Here is a 15,176-nt window from a genome sequence, read left to right as displayed (position 1 = left end):
CCCGGACCGCGCGGCCAGGTCACGCCGTCCCCAGTCGACACGCGGACCTCGGGAGTCGTCGGTGCCCCGGCTTAGAGTGGGCGGGTCATGAGCAGCCCCCAGCACACCCTCCCCGGCACCGCCGCGCTCCCACGGCACACCTCCGGCCAGATCGGCCGCGAGCTCGACCGGATGCTCGCCGGCCTGAACGGCCCGCAGCGCGAGGCCACGGTGCACGAGGGCAGCCCGCTGCTCATCGTCGCCGGCGCGGGGTCGGGCAAGACGCGGGTGCTCACCCACCGCATCGCCTACCTGCTCGGTGCCCGTGGCACCTCGCCCGGCGAGATCCTGGCGATCACCTTCACCAACAAGGCCGCCGGCGAGATGAAGGAGCGCGTCGCGGCCCTCGTCGGCCCGCGGGCCCGGGCGATGTGGGTGTCCACGTTCCACTCGATGTGCGTGCGCATCCTGCGCGCCGAGGCCGGCAAGCTCGGCATGAAGAGCTCGTTCACCATCTACGACCAGGGCGACTCGGTCCGGCTGATGACGATGGTCGCCCGCGACCTGGACCTCGACGCCAAGCGGTATCCCGGTCGCAGCCTGGCCAACCAGGTCTCGAACCTGAAGAACGAGCTGATCGACGAGGAGTCCTACGCCCCGCAGACGGCGCCGGAGAAGGTGCTGAAGGAGGCGTACACCCTCTACCAGCGGCGGCTGCGCGAGGCGCACGCGATGGACTTCGACGACCTGATCATGACCACGGTGCACCTGCTCCAGGCCTTCCCCGACGTGGCCGAGCACTACCGCCGCCGGTTCCGGCACGTGCTGGTCGACGAGTACCAGGACACCAACCACGCCCAGTACGTGCTGGTCCGCGAACTGGTCGGTGGGCACGGCGGCCCGGTCCCGCCGGCCGAGCTGTGCGTGGTCGGGGACGCCGACCAGTCGATCTACGCCTTCCGCGGCGCGACGATCCGCAACATCGACGAGTTCGAGCGCGACTACCCGGACGCCACCACCATCGTGCTGGAGCAGAACTACCGCTCCACCCAGCGCATCCTGCGCGCGGCCAACCAGGTGATCGCCCGCAACACCGCCCGCCGGCCGAAGAACCTCTGGTCCGACGCCGGGGACGGCGAGCTGATCGAGGGCTACGTCGCCGACAACGAGCACGACGAGGCGGCCTGGGTCGCCGAGCAGATCGACGCGCTCACCGACGAAGGCAAGGCGCAACCCAAGGACATCGCGGTCTTCTACCGCACCAACAACGCCTCCCGGGTGTTCGAGGAGGTGTTCATCCGGGTCGGCATGCCCTACAAGGTGGTGGGCGGGGTGCGCTTCTACGAGCGCCGGGAGGTCCGGGACGCGGTCGCCTACCTCAAGGTGGTCGCCAACCCGGCCGACGTGGTGAGCCTGCGGCGGGTGCTGAACACCCCCAAGCGCGGCATCGGCGAGCGGGCGGAGGCTTGCGTCGAGCGGTTCGCCGACCGTGAGCGGATCCCGTTCGCCAGCGCGCTGCGCCGGTGCTCGGAGGTCGGTGACCTGGCCACCCGGTCGCTCAAGGCGATCCAGGAGTTCGTCGCGCTGCTGGAGGAGTTCGAGCAGCTGGTCGAGACCGGCTCGGGCCCGGCGGCGCTGCTGGAGAGCGTGCTGGACCGCACCGGCTACCTCGCCGAGCTCGAGGCCAGCACCGACCCGCAGGACGAGGGACGGGTCGACAACCTCAACGAGCTCATCTCGGTGGCCGCCGAGTTCGAGGCGGCCAACCCCGGCGGCACCGTCACCGAGTTCCTCGAGCAGGTCTCGCTGGTCGCCGACGCCGACCAGATCCCGGTCAGCGGCGACGAGGCCGGCGTGGTCACGCTGATGACCCTGCACACCGCCAAGGGCCTGGAGTTCCCGGTGGTCTTCCTCACCGGCCTGGAGGACGGCGTCTTCCCGCACCTGCGGGCCCTCGGTGACCCGCGGGAGCTGGAGGAGGAGCGGCGGCTGGCCTACGTGGGCATCACCCGGGCGCGGCAGCGGCTGTTCCTCTCCCGGGCGACCGTGCGCACCAGCTGGGGGCAGCCGGCCTACAACCCGCCGTCCCGGTTCCTCGACGAGCTGCCGTCCGACGCCGTCCACTGGGAGCGGCTGGAGCCGGCGCCCAGCAAGCCGATGAGCTCCGCCCAGGCCCGGGTCGCCTCGACCGGGTTGTCGACCGGGGGCCTGCGCGGCGGTGCGGGCAACCGGGCGGTGATCAGCGTCGACGTCGGCGACCGGGTCAGCCACGACGCCTTCGGGCTCGGCACGGTGGTCGAGATCAACGGCGCCGGCGACAAGGCGCAGGCCACGGTCGACTTCGGCTCCGGCGGTACCAAGCGGCTCGTGCTGCGCTACGCCCCGCTCGTCAAGCTCTGAGTCCGTCGGCGGCGACCTCGTAGACCAGCTCGAGACCGTCCTCGTCGTCCTGCTGCTCGCCGACCGGCACGAAGCCGTAGGGCAGCGCCAGGGCCCGGGAGGCGGTGTTGGCCGGGCTGATGGTCACCCGGACGGTGCGGACCGCGGGCTCTGCGCGTGCGCGGTTGAGCAACTGCTCGAAGGCGGCCCGGGCGTAGCCCTGCCGGCGCCATGCGGGTGCCACGGCGTAGCCGATCTCCACCATGCCATCGCGATCAGGTGCGCCGTGGAAGCCCGCCCGCCCGACGGCTGCCCGGCGGGTTGGGTCCCAGATGACCCGGGTGATCCAGCCGGCGTCCTCGGGGTGGGTGATCAACTGTGCGGCGCGCCGGCGCCACACGGACGCCCAGTCGGGGCCGGCGAAGTACGCGGTCAGCGGCACCGGGCTGAGTTCGTCGGCCGCGGCGAGATCACCGGCGGCCAGAGCGGTGAACACCGCAGCCGGGAGCTGGACCAACCGCACGGACGGACCGGACGGCGGGTTCGCGGAGGTCACCGGGCCAGTCTGCCGGGGGCCACCGACCGGGGTCAGCCGACGGACAGGCCTCGCTCGGCGAGCCAGTCCTCGGGGTCGATCGGCTTGCCGTTCATCCCACCGCGGTGGATCTCGAAGTGCAGGTGGGGCCCGGTCGACTGCCCCTGGTTGCCGACCTTGGCGATCTGCTCGCCGGCCGAGACCACGTCGCCGGCTGCCACGTCGTAGTAGCGCATGTGCCCGTAGATCTGGACGTTCCCGTCGGCGTCCTGGATGTACACCGCGTTGCCGTAGCCCGACGCCGGGCCGGCGCGCAGCACGACCCCGTCCGCGGCAGCGAAGATCGGGGTGCCGAGCGGGGCGGCGAGGTCGAGACCCCAGTGCATGGTGCCCCAGCGCTGGCAGAAGCACGTGGTCAGCCGGCCGGCGGTGGGCACGACGAAGTCCGGCTCGCGGGCGGCCCGGGAGGCGGCGATCTCGCTCAGTCGGGCCTGGGCCTCGGCCTGGCTGATCTCCCCGCGGGCGCCCTCGACGTCCACGCCGCCGGCGAAGCTGGCATCGGCCAGACCCAGCCCGTAGTCCGCTCCGGAGGCCACCGGGGCGGGCTCCGGGTCACTGAGTCCGCCCAGCAGCGAGGTCGCCAGGGCGCCGGCGACGGCAACGGCCAGCAGCACCGGTGCCCGGCGCCGCGGGGGGCGGGGGAGCACTCGTCGTACGACGTCGACCGGAGAGCTCGCGGGGGTCTCGTCGGATCCGGCCGCGGCGCGGGCGGCGGTGCTCGGGTCGGCGTCCTGGGTGGCCGCCCACTCGCGGTCCCAGTCCCAGTCGTCGTCGAAGTCGTCGGACCAGTCGCCGGACGGGCCGGTGGGGGCGACGGCGGGGACGATCTCGGACTGCGTGCGGCCCACGAGCGTTCGCACACGGGACAACGGGCACCTCCCGGCCAGCACGCCGCGGGGAGCCGGGCGTCGTCGAGCACCAGCGGGCCGCGGGGAGCGGCGGGTGCTGGCACTGCGGTTCGGTGACGCCGGTGGAGATCCCATCGGTGTCATTCGCGACGCTACGGAGGGGTGGTGGGTGGTTCAACGATCTGACAGCGCGTGTCGACACCACAAACGATGAGTGACGACACCCGCCCTTGGCAGGTGTTGTCGTCGTGGTCAGGCGGCAGCGGCGGGGGTGTCGGCGGCGGGGCTGCGCAGGCCGGCCAGGGTCGCGGCGACCTCGTCGACCACCGCCCGGTGGATCGGCAGCGACATGTGCCCGACGCCCGGCACGAGCACGTTGCGGGCCTGGAGATCGGGGTGCTCGCATCGCCCGGCCGACGACGGCACGACCATCTGGTCCAGGTCGCTGTAGACCGCCGTCACGCGGGTGCGGCACTCCGGCGCCGGGGCGGCGAGCTCCCGGAACAGGTCCGATCCCGGCCGCAGCTGGCGCACCAGGCGGGTGGGCAGGACGTGCGCCCACCGGCTCCCGCCGTGCGGCGTCCCGAGGGTCACCAGGGACTCCACCCGTGCGTCGCCGCCCAGACGCTGCACGAGGTACCGGGCGACCAGCCCGCCGAGGCTGTGGCCGACCACGTGCACCCGGTCGTGGCCGGTCGTCCGGCAGACCTCCTCGATGTGCTGGCCGAGCGCCTCGGCGGCGCTCTCCACGTCCCGCAGCAGCGGGCTGTAGTTCCAGGTGCAGACCTGGGCGAAGCCACGCCGGCGGAGGCTGCGGCGCATCACGGTGAACACCGACCGGTTGTCGATCAGCCCGTGGACCAGCACGACGGGGATCCGGGCGGCGAGGGGGTCGGCGGCGAACAGGGCGCGGACGGCGGCGGGCTGCGCGCCGGGGCGGTAGCTCCCGTCCGGGCGAAGCCGCTCGGTGCGGGTGCCCAGGGGGTAGAGCAGGGTGTGGGCGCCCACCCAGGCCAGCTCGGTGAGGCTGCCGGTGAGCGCAGTCGGGGAGACCAGTCGCCGGAGGCCGGTGCGGCGAGGGGGTGCCGGCACCGCGGGGACGTCGCTCCGTGCTCCAGCACGCGGGGCGTGCCAGGCTGGTGCGGAGGGCAGAACGGGCTCGTGCACGCCGTTCCCCCTCCCGTCCGCCTCGGCACCGCGCCGGGCGGCGCGCCATGAGCAGTGGTGTGCTCGGTTCAGGGGACCGTAATGCCCCGTTGTGTTGAACGTCACACAACTGTCACGCGACACGCGCTCGCGGCCAGAGAGCTCGATCCGGAGGAGAACCCCAGTGCCCGCCCGTGACCGCGACCCCGCCCGCACCGGCGAGCCAGGCCGGCCTGCTGCCGCGCGCACCTCCGCAGCCCGCCGCTCAGGCGGCTCCCGGGCCGGTGCCACCGCGCCGTCCGCCCCCGACCAGCTCGTCGTCGGGGCGGTCCCGGTGCTGGCCCGGATCTGCGGGGTGCTCCTCCTGCTCGCCGGGCTGGCCGGCGCAGCGGCGTTGTTCCCGACCTACCTCGTGGTCGGAGGGGTCGCGGTGAGCCCGGTACGGGGGGTGCCGAGCGCCATCGCCTCCCTCGTGGCACCGGTCGCCTCGATGGCGGTGGGCGCCGGGCTGGCTCTCGGGCGAGTGCCTCGGCTCGGCCTGGCCTACGCGGCGGTCACCGGTGCGCTGGCCGTGGGCCGGCTGCTCATCGAGCTCCATCGGGGGCAGGGGTCGACCACCCGGCCGGCGGTCGAGGTGCTGGCCGGAGAGCTGGTGCTCACCAGCTCGGTGGAGACCGGTGCCGGCTGGGTGCTCGGGGTCCTGGCCCTGGGCCTCGCCGTCCTCGCCGGCCTGACCGCCTTCGCCGCCTGGAGCCGCACCGTGATGGAGGACGGCGGCACGCTGGACCCGCTGCGTCCGGTGCTCGCCGGCGCGGCGGCGTTCCTCGGCGTCGCGGCGGTGCTGGCCCTGGCGCTGCCATCGGCCGACGTCCCGGACCGGGTGGTGACCGACCCGTTGACCGGGCTGGAGGTCGTCGTGGACCAGGAGGGACCGCAGGCGCTGTTGGAGCGACCGGGGCTGGCCCTGCTGGGCGGGCTGCTGCTGGCCGGCGCACTCGTGCTGTCCGCCGTCGTCGCGCCGTCGTTGCGGCCCCGGCTCGCCGCTGTCGGCGGCCTGCTCGCCGTCGCCGTCTTCCTGCTGGACACGGCGCTGGCCGGGCTCCGCGACGCCCGGTCCAGCCCCGAGCTGGAGTGGACCGTGCCGGGCGCCGGCCTGCTGGTGCTGGGTCTCGGCGCGGTGGGGCTCACGCTGCTGGCCTGGCGCTGGCGGCGCGGTTCCCCCGCTGAGGGGTGACGTGGGCCACCCTCGCGCCCCTAGAGTCGCGGTCGTGGCAGCTGAGCGCATTCGAGTCGTGATCGCCAAGCCGGGCCTCGACGGCCATGACCGGGGCGCCAAGATCGTGGCCCGGGCCCTCCGTGACGCCGGCATGGAGGTCGTCTACACCGGGCTGCACCAGACGCCCGAGCAGATCGTGGACACCGTCGTCCAGGAGGACGCCGACGCGGTCGGGCTCTCGGTGCTCTCCGGCGCCCACATGACGCTGTTCCGGCGGCTCGCCGAGCTGCTCCGGGAGCGGGACGTCGACGACGTCGTCGTCTTCGGGGGCGGGATCATCCCCGAGGCCGACCTGCCCGAGCTGGCCCAGCTGGGGGTGGCCCGGGTGTTCACCCCGGGTGCGACCACCGAGGAGATCGTGGGCTGGGTCCGGGACCACGTGGGCGCCTCCGCCGAGGTCTGACCGCCTCGTCCGGCGCCCGCTCAGCGGAAGAGACGGGTGAGACGTCCCCCTCGGTCGGAGGGCGCCTGACGCGGGCGCACCGGGGGCGGGCTACGGTCCTTGCTCGTGGATCTCTTCGAGTACCAGGCCCGTGACCTGTTGGCCTCGCACGGTGTGCCCGTGCTCCCCGGCGGCGTAGCCGAGACGCCCGAGGAGGCGGAGGCGATCGCCCGCGAGATCTCCGCCCCGGTCGTCGTGAAGGCGCAGGTGAAGGTCGGCGGCCGCGGCAAGGCCGGCGGCGTGAAGCTGGCCGACGACCCCGAGGCCGCCAAGGCGCGGGCCCAGGACATCCTCGGGCTGGACATCAAGGGGCACATCACCCACCGGGTGATGGTGGCCCAGGCCAGCGACATCGCCGAGGAGTACTACTTCTCCTACCTGCTCGACCGCTCCAACCGCACCTTCCTCGCCATGGCCTCGGTCGAGGGTGGCGTCGAGATCGAGACGCTCGCCGTCGAGCGCCCGGAGGCGCTGGCCCGGGTCCCCGTCGACGCCTCGGTCGGCGTCGACGCGCAGAAGGCCGCCGAGATCGTGGACGCCGCCGGCTTCCCGGCCGAGGTCCGCGACCAGGTGATCGCCATCGCCGTCCAGCTGTGGGACGTCTTCAGCAAGGAGGACGCCACCCTGGTCGAGATCAACCCGCTGGCCAAGGCGCCCGACGGCACCGTCCTCGCCCTGGACGCCAAGGTGACCCTGGACGAGAACGCCTCCTTCCGGCACGGCGAGCACGACGCCCTCGAGGACTCGGCCGCCGCCGACCCGCTGGAGGCCGCGGCCAAGGAGAAGGGCCTCAACTACGTCAAGCTGGACGGCCAGGTCGGCATCATCGGCAACGGCGCCGGCCTGGTCATGAGCACGCTGGACGTCGTCGCCTACGCCGGTGAGGAGTTCGGCGGCGTCCGCCCGGCCAACTTCCTGGACATCGGCGGTGGCGCCTCCGCCCAGGTGATGGCCGACGGGCTGGGCGTCATCCTGTCCGACCCGGCCGTGAAGAGCGTCTTCGTCAACGTCTTCGGCGGGATCACCGCCTGCGACGCCGTCGCCGACGGCATCGTCTCGGCGCTGGGCCTGCTCGGCGACGAGGCCACCAAGCCGCTGGTCGTGCGGCTGGACGGCAACAACGTGGAGGAGGGCCGGCGGATCCTCGCCGAGGCCGCCCACCCGCTGGTGACCGTGGTCGACACCATGGACGGCGCCGCCCGCCGCGCCGCCGAACTCGCCGCCTGATCGCCCCGGCACCCGAGAACAGGACACAGCAGAGATGTCGATCTTCCTCACCGAGAACAGCAAGGTCATCGTCCAGGGCATCACCGGATCCGAGGGCCGCAAGCACACTGCGCGGATGCTCGCCTCCGGCACCGCCGTCGTCGGTGGCGTGAACCCCAGCAAGGCCGGCCAGTCCGTGGACTTCGACGGCACGACCGTCCCCGTCTTCGGCTCCGTCGCCGACGCGATGAAGGAGACCGGGGCCGACGTCACCGTCGTCTTCGTGCCGCCGAAGTTCGCCAAGGACGCCGTCCTCGAGGCCGTCGACGCCCAGATCGGGATGGCCGTGGTCATCACCGAGGGCATCCCGGTGCACGACTCGACGTACTTCTGGGCGCACGCCCAGGGCGGCTCGACCCGGATCATCGGCCCGAACTGCCCCGGCCTGATCAGCCCCGGGCGGTCCAACGCCGGCATCATCCCGGCCAACATCACCCAGGCCGGCAAGATCGGGCTGGTCAGCAAGTCCGGCACGCTGACCTACCAGATGATGTACGAGCTCCGGGACATCGGCTTCTCCACCGCCGTCGGCATCGGCGGTGACCCGGTCATCGGGACGACGCACATCGACTGCCTCCAGGCGTTCCAGGACGACCCGGAGACCGAGGCGATCGTGATGATCGGCGAGATCGGCGGCGACGCCGAGGAGCGCGCCGCGGACTTCATCAAGGCCAACGTGACCAAGCCGGTCGTCGGCTACGTCGCCGGCTTCACCGCCCCCGAGGGCAAGACGATGGGCCACGCCGGCGCCATCGTCTCCGGTTCGGCCGGCACGGCCGCTGCCAAGCAGGAGGCCCTCGAGGCCGCTGGCGTGAAGGTCGGCAAGACCCCGTCGGAGGCCGCCCGCCTCATGCGGGAGATCGTCGGCGGCTGAAAGAGGACCCCGTCCTCCCCACCCCTCGCGAGATCGGGGTGGGCCCCGGGACAGGGCCGAACGACACCGCTGCTGCCCGGCCTCTCTCCGGAGGGTGCCGGGCAGTGGCGTGCCCGCGGGCGCCCGTCGGCGCCGGGACGGCGGAGACTCGTGGGTGCCCGCCCGTACCCGAACGTCCATGCACGAGGAGCGCACGATGACGTCGAGTGGTCCCGAGCCGGCCTGGGCGCCACCGCCCCAGCCGGCGGCCGGCCGCGGGTTCGACCGGAGCCGGCTGACGACGGTGGACCTCCTGGTGGCCGGGGGAGCCGTCCTCTACCTGCTCGTCGGTCTGCTCCCGTGGGCCTCGGTCACCTTCGACTTCGCCGGCCGGATCACGGCCAGTGGGTACGAGTTCTCCGCGCTGGTCGTGCTGAGCGCGCTGTTGCTGCTCGGCGCGGGAGCGTGGGCGGTGCTCCCGGCCGTCCGCCCGGACCGGGCCGGTCTCCTGCGCGCCGCACCGGCCGTCGTCCTGGCCGCGTTCGCGCTGCTGTGCACCCTCATCGCGTGGCTGCGGAGCCTCGACTACGGCTTCCAGTTCCCCGCTCTGCTGGGCGTCCTCGTCGCCGCCGCCGTGACCGTGCTGGCCGCGTCGTCCCTGCTGCCCGGGCTCCGCGCGTGGTCCGGCCAGCAGGCCGGCCCGGCCGGGGCGCCCACCGGGAGCCGGCCCGGTGAGGGCCGGCCGCTGCAGCACGGGAGGCCGCTGAGCGGGCCGCCGCCGCAGTACGGCCGACCGCACTACGGACAGCCGACGGGCTGGGGACAGCCGCCGTACGGACAGCCGCAGTACGGGCAACCGGCCGAGCCCTGGCAGCCGCCGGTCGGTCCCGTCCGGCCACGGCCTGCACCTGACCGCTGACCCCGTGCCACGGCCGGGAGCGTGACTTGAGTCGCCCCGGCGCGTGCGCCGGGCCAGGTCCCGTGTGCCTTGCGACAGTGGAGGGGTGACCTCCGTGCGGACGCGCCTGCCCTCCGTCGGGCCGGGGGAGCGTCGCACTCGACTGACCGGCGTCCTGGCCGTGGCCGCAGCGCTGGCCGTGTCGGTCCTGGGACTGGCCGGTCTGACCCTCGCCGTCGTCGTCGTCCAGACCCTGGACCCCGACGGCGGGCTGCCGCTGACGGCCTCCGCACGGGTGGCCGGTCAGTTGTGGCTGCTCGGGCAGGGCGCGGAGCTCCAGCTGTCCTCGGGCCCGTTGCGGCTCGCGCCGCTGGTGGTGACCGCGGGGATCGCCTGGGGGATCAGCCGGGCAGCAGGGTCGGTGGTGGCCCTCCGGCGGTCGCGCACCGGAGGGGGAGCGGCGGTGGTGCTGGCGGTCGTCGTCGCCGTCCACGTCGCCCTCACCGCCGGCCTGGCGCTGGTCGTCGACGCCCCGGGTGCCTCGGTCGCCCTGCCGCGTGCGGTGCTGGGAGCCGGCGTCGTCGCACTCGTCGCCGGCGGGCTGGGGGTGCTGCGCGACTCGGGCCTGGGTGTGGAGCTGGTCGACCGGTTCCCCGGTCCCGGCCGGGTGGTCCTGCGCGCGGTGGCCGCCGGGACCCTGGCGCTGGCCGCCTGCTGCACCGCGGTGGTCGCGGTGGCCCTCGTCCACGACGTGGCCGGGCTCGGCCGGGTCATCACCGGCCTCGGCGGCGCCGGTGCCGGAGCCGCCGGGCAGGTGGGACTGAGCCTGCTGCTGCTCCCCAACGCCGTGGCCGCGGTGATGGGCCTCGCCGCCGGCCCCGGCTTCCTGGTGGGCGCCGGGACGTTCGTGTCCGCCAGCGGGGTGACGCTGGGCAGCGTGCCCGCACTGCCGCTGCTCGCCGCACTGCCCGACACGCAGGCGGTGCCGCTGCTGGCCTTCCTCTCCCAGGCCCTGCCCGCGGTGGCCGGCCTGGTCGCGGGCGCAGTGCTCGGTCGTCGACTCGGCGACGACGACGGCGGCACGGTGATCGCTGCGCTGTGGGGCGTCGTCGCCGGGCTGGGTGTCGGGGTCTGCGCCGGGCTGTGGGTGCTGGTCGCCGGCGGCCGGCTCGGTGACGCGGCGCTGGCCGAGGTGGGTGCGCCGGCGCTCGCCACGGGGCTGGCGATCGCCGCCCAGGCGGCCCTCGCCGCCGCCGTGGCCGCCGCCGTCAGCCGCTGGCGCTCGCGGGGCTGACCCCGGCCGCGGTCGGCCCCGGCGGAGGTGACGGCTAGGGTTGGCAAGCGTGTCCGCCGACGCGACCGCCGTTCCGCGGTCTGGCCCCGATCGGGCCCGCGTCGTGGTCCTGCTCTCCGGCGCCGGCACGCTGTGCGCCGCGCTGCTGGCCGCCACCGCCACGCCCGGGTACCCCGCCGAGGTCGTCGCCGTCGGCTCCGACCGCGCCGACGCCCCCGGGCTGGCGCACGCGCGCAACGCCGGCCTCCCCACCTTCGTCCTCGCCCTGCGCGACGCCCCCGACCGGGCCGGCTGGGACGCTGCGCTGGCCGCGGAGCTGGCCCGCCACCGGCCGGACTGGGTCGTCTGCGCCGGGTTCATGAAGCTGCTGGGCCCCGCCGTCCTGGGTGCGTTCGGTGGCCGGGTGGTCAACACCCACCCGGCGCTGCTGCCGGCCTTCCCCGGCGCCCACGCCGTCCGGGACGCCCTGGCCGCCGGCGTCCCCACCACCGGCGCGACCGTCCACCTCGTCGACGCCGGCGTCGACACCGGCCCGGTGCTCGCCCAGCGCCCGGTGCCGGTGCTGCCCGGGGACGACGAGGAGCGCCTGCACGAACGGATCAAGGACGTGGAGCGGGAGCTCCTGGTGCAGACCCTGGCCGGCCTCGTGGTCCAGGCCGCCGGACTGCCCCCCACCGACGCACCTACACAGGAGAGCACCCGATGAGCGACCGCACCCCCGTCCGCCGCGCCCTGCTCGGGGTCTACGACAAGAACGGCGTCGAGGAGCTGGCCCGTGGGCTGGTCGACGCCGGGGTGGAGCTGGTCAGCACCGGCGCCACCGCAGCCCGGATCGCCGCCGCCGGCCTGCCGGTCACCCCGGTCGAGCAGGTCACCGGCTTCCCCGAGTGCCTGGACGGCCGGGTCAAGACGCTGCACCCGGCGGTGCACGCCGGGATCCTCGCCGACCGGCGCCGGCCCGAGCACGTCGCCCAGCTCGACGAGCTGGGCATCGCCGCCTTCGACCTGGTCGTGGTGAACCTCTACCCGTTCAGCGACACGGTGGCCTCCGGCGCCTCGCCCGACGAGTGCATCGAGCAGATCGACATCGGCGGCCCGGCGATGGTGCGCGCCTCGGCGAAGAACCACCCCTCCGTCGCCGTCGTCGTCGACCCGGGCCGCTACGACGAGGTGGTCGCGGCGGTCGCGGCCGGCGGGTTCACCCTGGCCCAGCGCCGGGAACTGGCGGCAGAGGCGTTCCGGCACACCGCCGCCTACGACGTCGCCGTCGCCTCCTGGATGGGCAACGTGCTCGCCCCGGACGACGCGAGCGGCTTCCCCGAGTGGGTCGGCGGGAGCTGGGAGCGCACCGAGGTCCTCCGCTACGGCGAGAACCCGCACCAGGGTGCGGCGCTGTACCGCAGCGGGCAGTCGGGGCTGGCCGACGCCGAGCAGCTGCACGGCAAGCAGATGTCCTACAACAACTACGTCGACACCGACGCCGCCTGGCGGGCCGCGCACGACCACGCCGACCCGTGCGTGGCGATCATCAAGCACGCCAACCCCTGCGGCATCGCCGTCGGCGCCGACATCGCCGCCGCCCACCGCAAGGCGCACGCCTGCGACCCGGTCTCGGCCTTCGGCGGGGTGATCGCGGCCAACCGTGAGGTCGACCTGACCCTGGCCGAGCAGGTGTCCGAGGTCTTCACCGAGGTCGTGGTCGCCCCGTCGTTCACCGAGGACGCCCTGGGCGTGCTGACCGCGAAGAAGAACATCCGGCTGCTCCGCATGCCGGAGGCGCCGCGGCTGTCGGTGGAGCTGCGCGCGATCAGCGGCGGGCTGCTGCTGCAGACCGCCGACCGGATCGACGCCCCGGGCGACGACCCGACCAGCTGGACGCTGGCCACCGGTGCACCGCTGGACGCCGCCGGGCTGGACGACCTGGTGTTCGCCTGGCGGGCGGTGCGTGCGGTGAAGAGCAACGCCATCCTGCTCGCCGCCGACAAGGCCACCGTCGGTGTCGGCATGGGGCAGGTCAACCGGGTCGACTCCGCCCGGCTCGCGGTGGCCCGGGCGGGGGAGCGGGCGACCGGCTCGGTCGCGGCCTCCGATGCGTTCTTCCCCTTCGCCGACGGGCTCCAGGTGCTGCTGGACGCCGGGGTGCGGGCCGTGGTGCAGCCGGGCGGCTCGGTGCGGGACGAGGAGGTCGTCGCCGCCGCGCAGGCCGCCGGGGTGACGCTCTACCTCACCGGCACCCGCCACTTCGCGCATTGATGTCGGATCTGCAGCCACCGGCCCCGGACACCGTCTGGGAGGACGAGGACCTCGCGGGCGTCGACTGGGACTGGGCCCGGCTGGAGCGGGTCACGTTCGTCGACTGCCGGTTCGACGACGCCTCGATGGCGGAGCTGGTGACCAGCCGCTGCGTGTTCGAGCGTTGCGTCCTCACCGGCGCTGCGCTGTCGGGCTCCCGGCACGAGGGGACGGCGTTCCTCTCCTGCCGGTTCGACCGGGCGAAGCTGTCCAACGTCACCTGGACCGGCTGCAAGCTGACCGGCTCGCAGTTCCCCGGTGCCACGCTGCGGCCGATGACGTCGGAGGAGTCCGACTGGTCCTACGTGTCGCTGCGGGGCGTCGACCTGGCCGGCGTCGACCTGGCCGGCCAGAAGCTGACCGAGGCCGACCTCACCGACACCGACCTGACCGACGCCGACCTGACCCGGGCCGACCTCCGGCGGGCGCGGCTCCAGTCCACCCTGCTGCGCGGGGCGGACCTGCGCGGAGCCGAGACCGACGGCGTCAACTGGCGCGGGTTCGACCCCACCGGGGTCCGGCTGGACCTGGTGCAGGCGGTGCTGTTCACCCGCGCCCACGGGGCCCTGGTGGCCGACTGAGACGAGCGCCGGTCCCCGGGACCCGCGCTGCGGCCGGTCATGTCGAGCCCGGAGATCGGGGCGCGTCGGGCAGACTGCACCCCGTGGCAGCGACGACTCTCGACGGCAAGGCGACCGCGGCGACGATCCGGGCGGAGCTGACCGAGCGGGTGGCCGCCCTGGCCGCGGCCGGGCGGCGGCCGGGCCTGGGCACCCTGCTGGTCGGCGACGACCCGGGCAGTCGCTGGTACGTCGGGGCCAAGCACTCCGACTGCGCCCAGGTCGGCATCGACAGCATCCAGCGGGAGCTGCCGGCCACCGCCGACCTCGCCGAGGTGCTCGCCGTCGTCGACGAGCTGAACGCCGACCCCGCCTGCACCGGCTACATCGTGCAGCTGCCCCTGCCGCGCGGCGTCGACGAGAGCGTCGTGCTCGAGCGGATCGACCCGGCCAAGGACGCCGACGGCCTCCACCCGGTCAACCTCGGCCGGCTCGTGCTCAACGTCCCCGGGGCACTGCCCTGCACGCCGGTCGGGATCGTCGAGCTGCTCCGCCGCTTCGACGTGCCGCTGGCCGGTGCGGAGGTGGTCGTGGTCGGCCGCGGCATCACCGTCGGCCGGCCACTGGGCCTGCTGCTCACCCGGCGCACCGAGAACGCGACCGTGACCCTCTGCCACACCGGCACCCGGGACTTGGCCGCGCACACCCGCGCGGCCGACATCGTCGTCGCGGCGGCCGGCGTCCCGGGGTTGATCACCGCTGACATGGTCAAGCCCGGGGCGGCCGTGCTGGACGTGGGGGTCAGCCGGGTCGACGGCAAGATCGCCGGCGACGTCGCCGCGGACGTGCGGGAGGTGGCCGGCTTCGTGGCCCCCAACCCCGGTGGCGTCGGCCCGATGACCCGGGCGATGCTGCTGGCGAACGTCGTCCTCGCCGCCGAGCAGTCGGCCGGGTTCGAGGTGCTGACCGCATGAGCCGGCGCGCCGGCGGGCCGGCGCCCGAGCGGCCGCCGCTCTACCTGCGCCGACCGCTCCTGGCCGGCTTCCTCCGGCAGTGGCCGCTGCTGGCCGTCATCGTCATCGCCGGGGTGGGCCTGCTGCTGGTCGCCGGTGACCGGTGGCGGCAGGGGCTGGTCGTGATGGGGCTCGCCCTGGTCACCGCAGCCGCGCTGCGGTTGCTGCTCCCGCTGCGTCGCACCGGCTTCCTCGCCGTCCGGAGCCAGCGCGTCGACGTCGCCCTGACGGGGTGCGCCGGCGTGGCGCTGGTGGCCATGGCACTGGCCATCCCGCCGTCCTGACCAGCCCGGAGCGGCCCCCGCATGGCCGGACGACGCCGCCCGGGGCTAGGT

General features: G+C 74.5%; 15 protein-coding genes. 12 read left to right on the top strand and 3 right to left on the bottom strand.

Going from position 1 to position 15,176, the window contains the following annotated elements:
* The first annotated feature begins 87 nt into the window (after positions 1-87).
* Positions 88-2,379, top strand: coding sequence for a DNA helicase PcrA (gene pcrA / locus O2V63_RS18900; protein WP_269169062.1), 2,292 nt, complete (start codon positions 88-90; stop codon positions 2,377-2,379).
* Here the strand turns inward: pcrA and O2V63_RS18895 are convergent.
* The 3 genes from O2V63_RS18895 to O2V63_RS18885 form a co-directional block, all read right to left on the bottom strand.
* Complete coding sequence (locus O2V63_RS18895; protein WP_269169061.1) at positions 2,369-2,914, bottom strand: GNAT family N-acetyltransferase; 546 nt, start codon at positions 2,912-2,914, stop codon at positions 2,369-2,371. The two genes, pcrA and O2V63_RS18895, sit on opposite strands and share 11 nt — an antisense overlap.
* Positions 2,915-2,946: 32 nt before the next feature.
* Entirely contained in the window at positions 2,947-3,813 is an 867-nt protein-coding gene (locus tag O2V63_RS18890; protein ID WP_269169145.1) for a M23 family metallopeptidase, read from the bottom strand.
* A gap of 240 nt (positions 3,814-4,053) precedes the next feature.
* Positions 4,054-4,893, bottom strand: coding sequence for an esterase/lipase family protein (locus tag O2V63_RS18885; RefSeq protein ID WP_269169060.1), 840 nt, complete (start codon positions 4,891-4,893; stop codon positions 4,054-4,056).
* A 238-nt stretch (positions 4,894-5,131) separates the two neighbouring features.
* Between O2V63_RS18885 and O2V63_RS18880 the strand changes: the two genes are divergently transcribed.
* The 11 genes from O2V63_RS18880 (at position 5,132) to O2V63_RS18830 (ending at position 15,125) form a co-directional block, all read left to right on the top strand.
* Positions 5,132-6,181 carry a hypothetical protein gene (locus tag O2V63_RS18880; protein ID WP_269169059.1) on the top strand — a complete coding sequence of 350 codons (1,050 nt, stop codon included), beginning with the start codon at positions 5,132-5,134 and terminating at the stop codon, positions 6,179-6,181.
* Between the two features lie 34 nt (positions 6,182-6,215).
* Complete coding sequence (locus tag O2V63_RS18875) at positions 6,216-6,626, top strand: cobalamin B12-binding domain-containing protein (RefSeq protein ID WP_269169058.1); 411 nt, start codon at positions 6,216-6,218, stop codon at positions 6,624-6,626.
* A gap of 105 nt (positions 6,627-6,731) precedes the next feature.
* Complete coding sequence (gene sucC, locus O2V63_RS18870; protein ID WP_269169057.1) at positions 6,732-7,892, top strand: ADP-forming succinate--CoA ligase subunit beta; 1,161 nt, start codon at positions 6,732-6,734, stop codon at positions 7,890-7,892.
* 34 nt (positions 7,893-7,926) lie between these two features.
* Positions 7,927-8,805: a succinate--CoA ligase subunit alpha gene (gene sucD, locus O2V63_RS18865; protein WP_036334175.1), complete on the top strand. Its 879-nt coding sequence runs from the start codon at positions 7,927-7,929 to the stop codon at positions 8,803-8,805.
* 196 nt (positions 8,806-9,001) lie between these two features.
* Positions 9,002-9,703 carry a hypothetical protein gene (locus O2V63_RS18860; protein ID WP_269169056.1) on the top strand — a complete coding sequence of 234 codons (702 nt, stop codon included), beginning with the start codon at positions 9,002-9,004 and terminating at the stop codon, positions 9,701-9,703.
* A gap of 85 nt (positions 9,704-9,788) precedes the next feature.
* On the top strand, positions 9,789-10,976 hold the full coding sequence (locus O2V63_RS18855) for a cell division protein PerM (protein ID WP_269169055.1): 1,188 nt from the start codon (positions 9,789-9,791) through the stop codon (positions 10,974-10,976).
* A gap of 49 nt (positions 10,977-11,025) precedes the next feature.
* Positions 11,026-11,682, top strand: coding sequence for a phosphoribosylglycinamide formyltransferase (gene purN, locus O2V63_RS18850; protein ID WP_269169054.1), 657 nt, complete (start codon positions 11,026-11,028; stop codon positions 11,680-11,682).
* Positions 11,679-13,229 carry a bifunctional phosphoribosylaminoimidazolecarboxamide formyltransferase/IMP cyclohydrolase gene (gene purH / locus O2V63_RS18845; RefSeq protein ID WP_269169053.1) on the top strand — a complete coding sequence of 517 codons (1,551 nt, stop codon included), beginning with the start codon at positions 11,679-11,681 and terminating at the stop codon, positions 13,227-13,229. The genes purN and purH overlap by 4 nt, the downstream gene beginning before the upstream one ends.
* Entirely contained in the window at positions 13,229-13,849 is a 621-nt protein-coding gene (locus O2V63_RS18840) for a pentapeptide repeat-containing protein (RefSeq protein WP_269169052.1), read from the top strand. Before purH ends, O2V63_RS18840 begins: the two co-directional genes overlap by 1 nt.
* 83 nt (positions 13,850-13,932) lie before the next feature.
* A complete protein-coding gene (locus tag O2V63_RS18835) occupies positions 13,933-14,802 on the top strand; it encodes a bifunctional methylenetetrahydrofolate dehydrogenase/methenyltetrahydrofolate cyclohydrolase (protein ID WP_269169051.1) in 870 nt (289 codons plus the stop codon).
* On the top strand, positions 14,799-15,125 hold the full coding sequence (locus O2V63_RS18830; RefSeq protein WP_269169050.1) for a DUF3017 domain-containing protein: 327 nt from the start codon (positions 14,799-14,801) through the stop codon (positions 15,123-15,125). The genes O2V63_RS18835 and O2V63_RS18830 overlap by 4 nt, the downstream gene beginning before the upstream one ends.
* The last annotated feature ends 51 nt before the right edge of the window (positions 15,126-15,176 follow it).

This window comes from Modestobacter sp. VKM Ac-2977, from assembly GCF_026968045.1.
In the GTDB taxonomy this organism is placed as follows: Bacteria; Actinomycetota; Actinomycetes; order Mycobacteriales; family Geodermatophilaceae; genus Modestobacter.
This window is presented reverse-complemented; position numbering and strand designations above follow the sequence as displayed.

Excerpts from the sequence above, each read along its gene's own strand:
- O2V63_RS18840 (WP_269169052.1), top strand. The coding sequence starts at position 13,229 with ATGTCGGATCTGCAGCCACCGGCCCCGGACACCGTCTGGGAGGACGAG.
- O2V63_RS18860 (WP_269169056.1), top strand. The coding sequence starts at position 9,002 with ATGACGTCGAGTGGTCCCGAGCCGGCCTGGGCGCCACCGCCCCAGCCG.
- O2V63_RS18830 (WP_269169050.1), top strand. The coding sequence starts at position 14,799 with ATGAGCCGGCGCGCCGGCGGGCCGGCGCCCGAGCGGCCGCCGCTCTAC.
- sucD (WP_036334175.1), top strand. The coding sequence starts at position 7,927 with ATGTCGATCTTCCTCACCGAGAACAGCAAGGTCATCGTCCAGGGCATC.
- purH (WP_269169053.1), top strand. The coding sequence starts at position 11,679 with ATGAGCGACCGCACCCCCGTCCGCCGCGCCCTGCTCGGGGTCTACGAC.
- pcrA (WP_269169062.1), top strand. The coding sequence starts at position 88 with ATGAGCAGCCCCCAGCACACCCTCCCCGGCACCGCCGCGCTCCCACGG.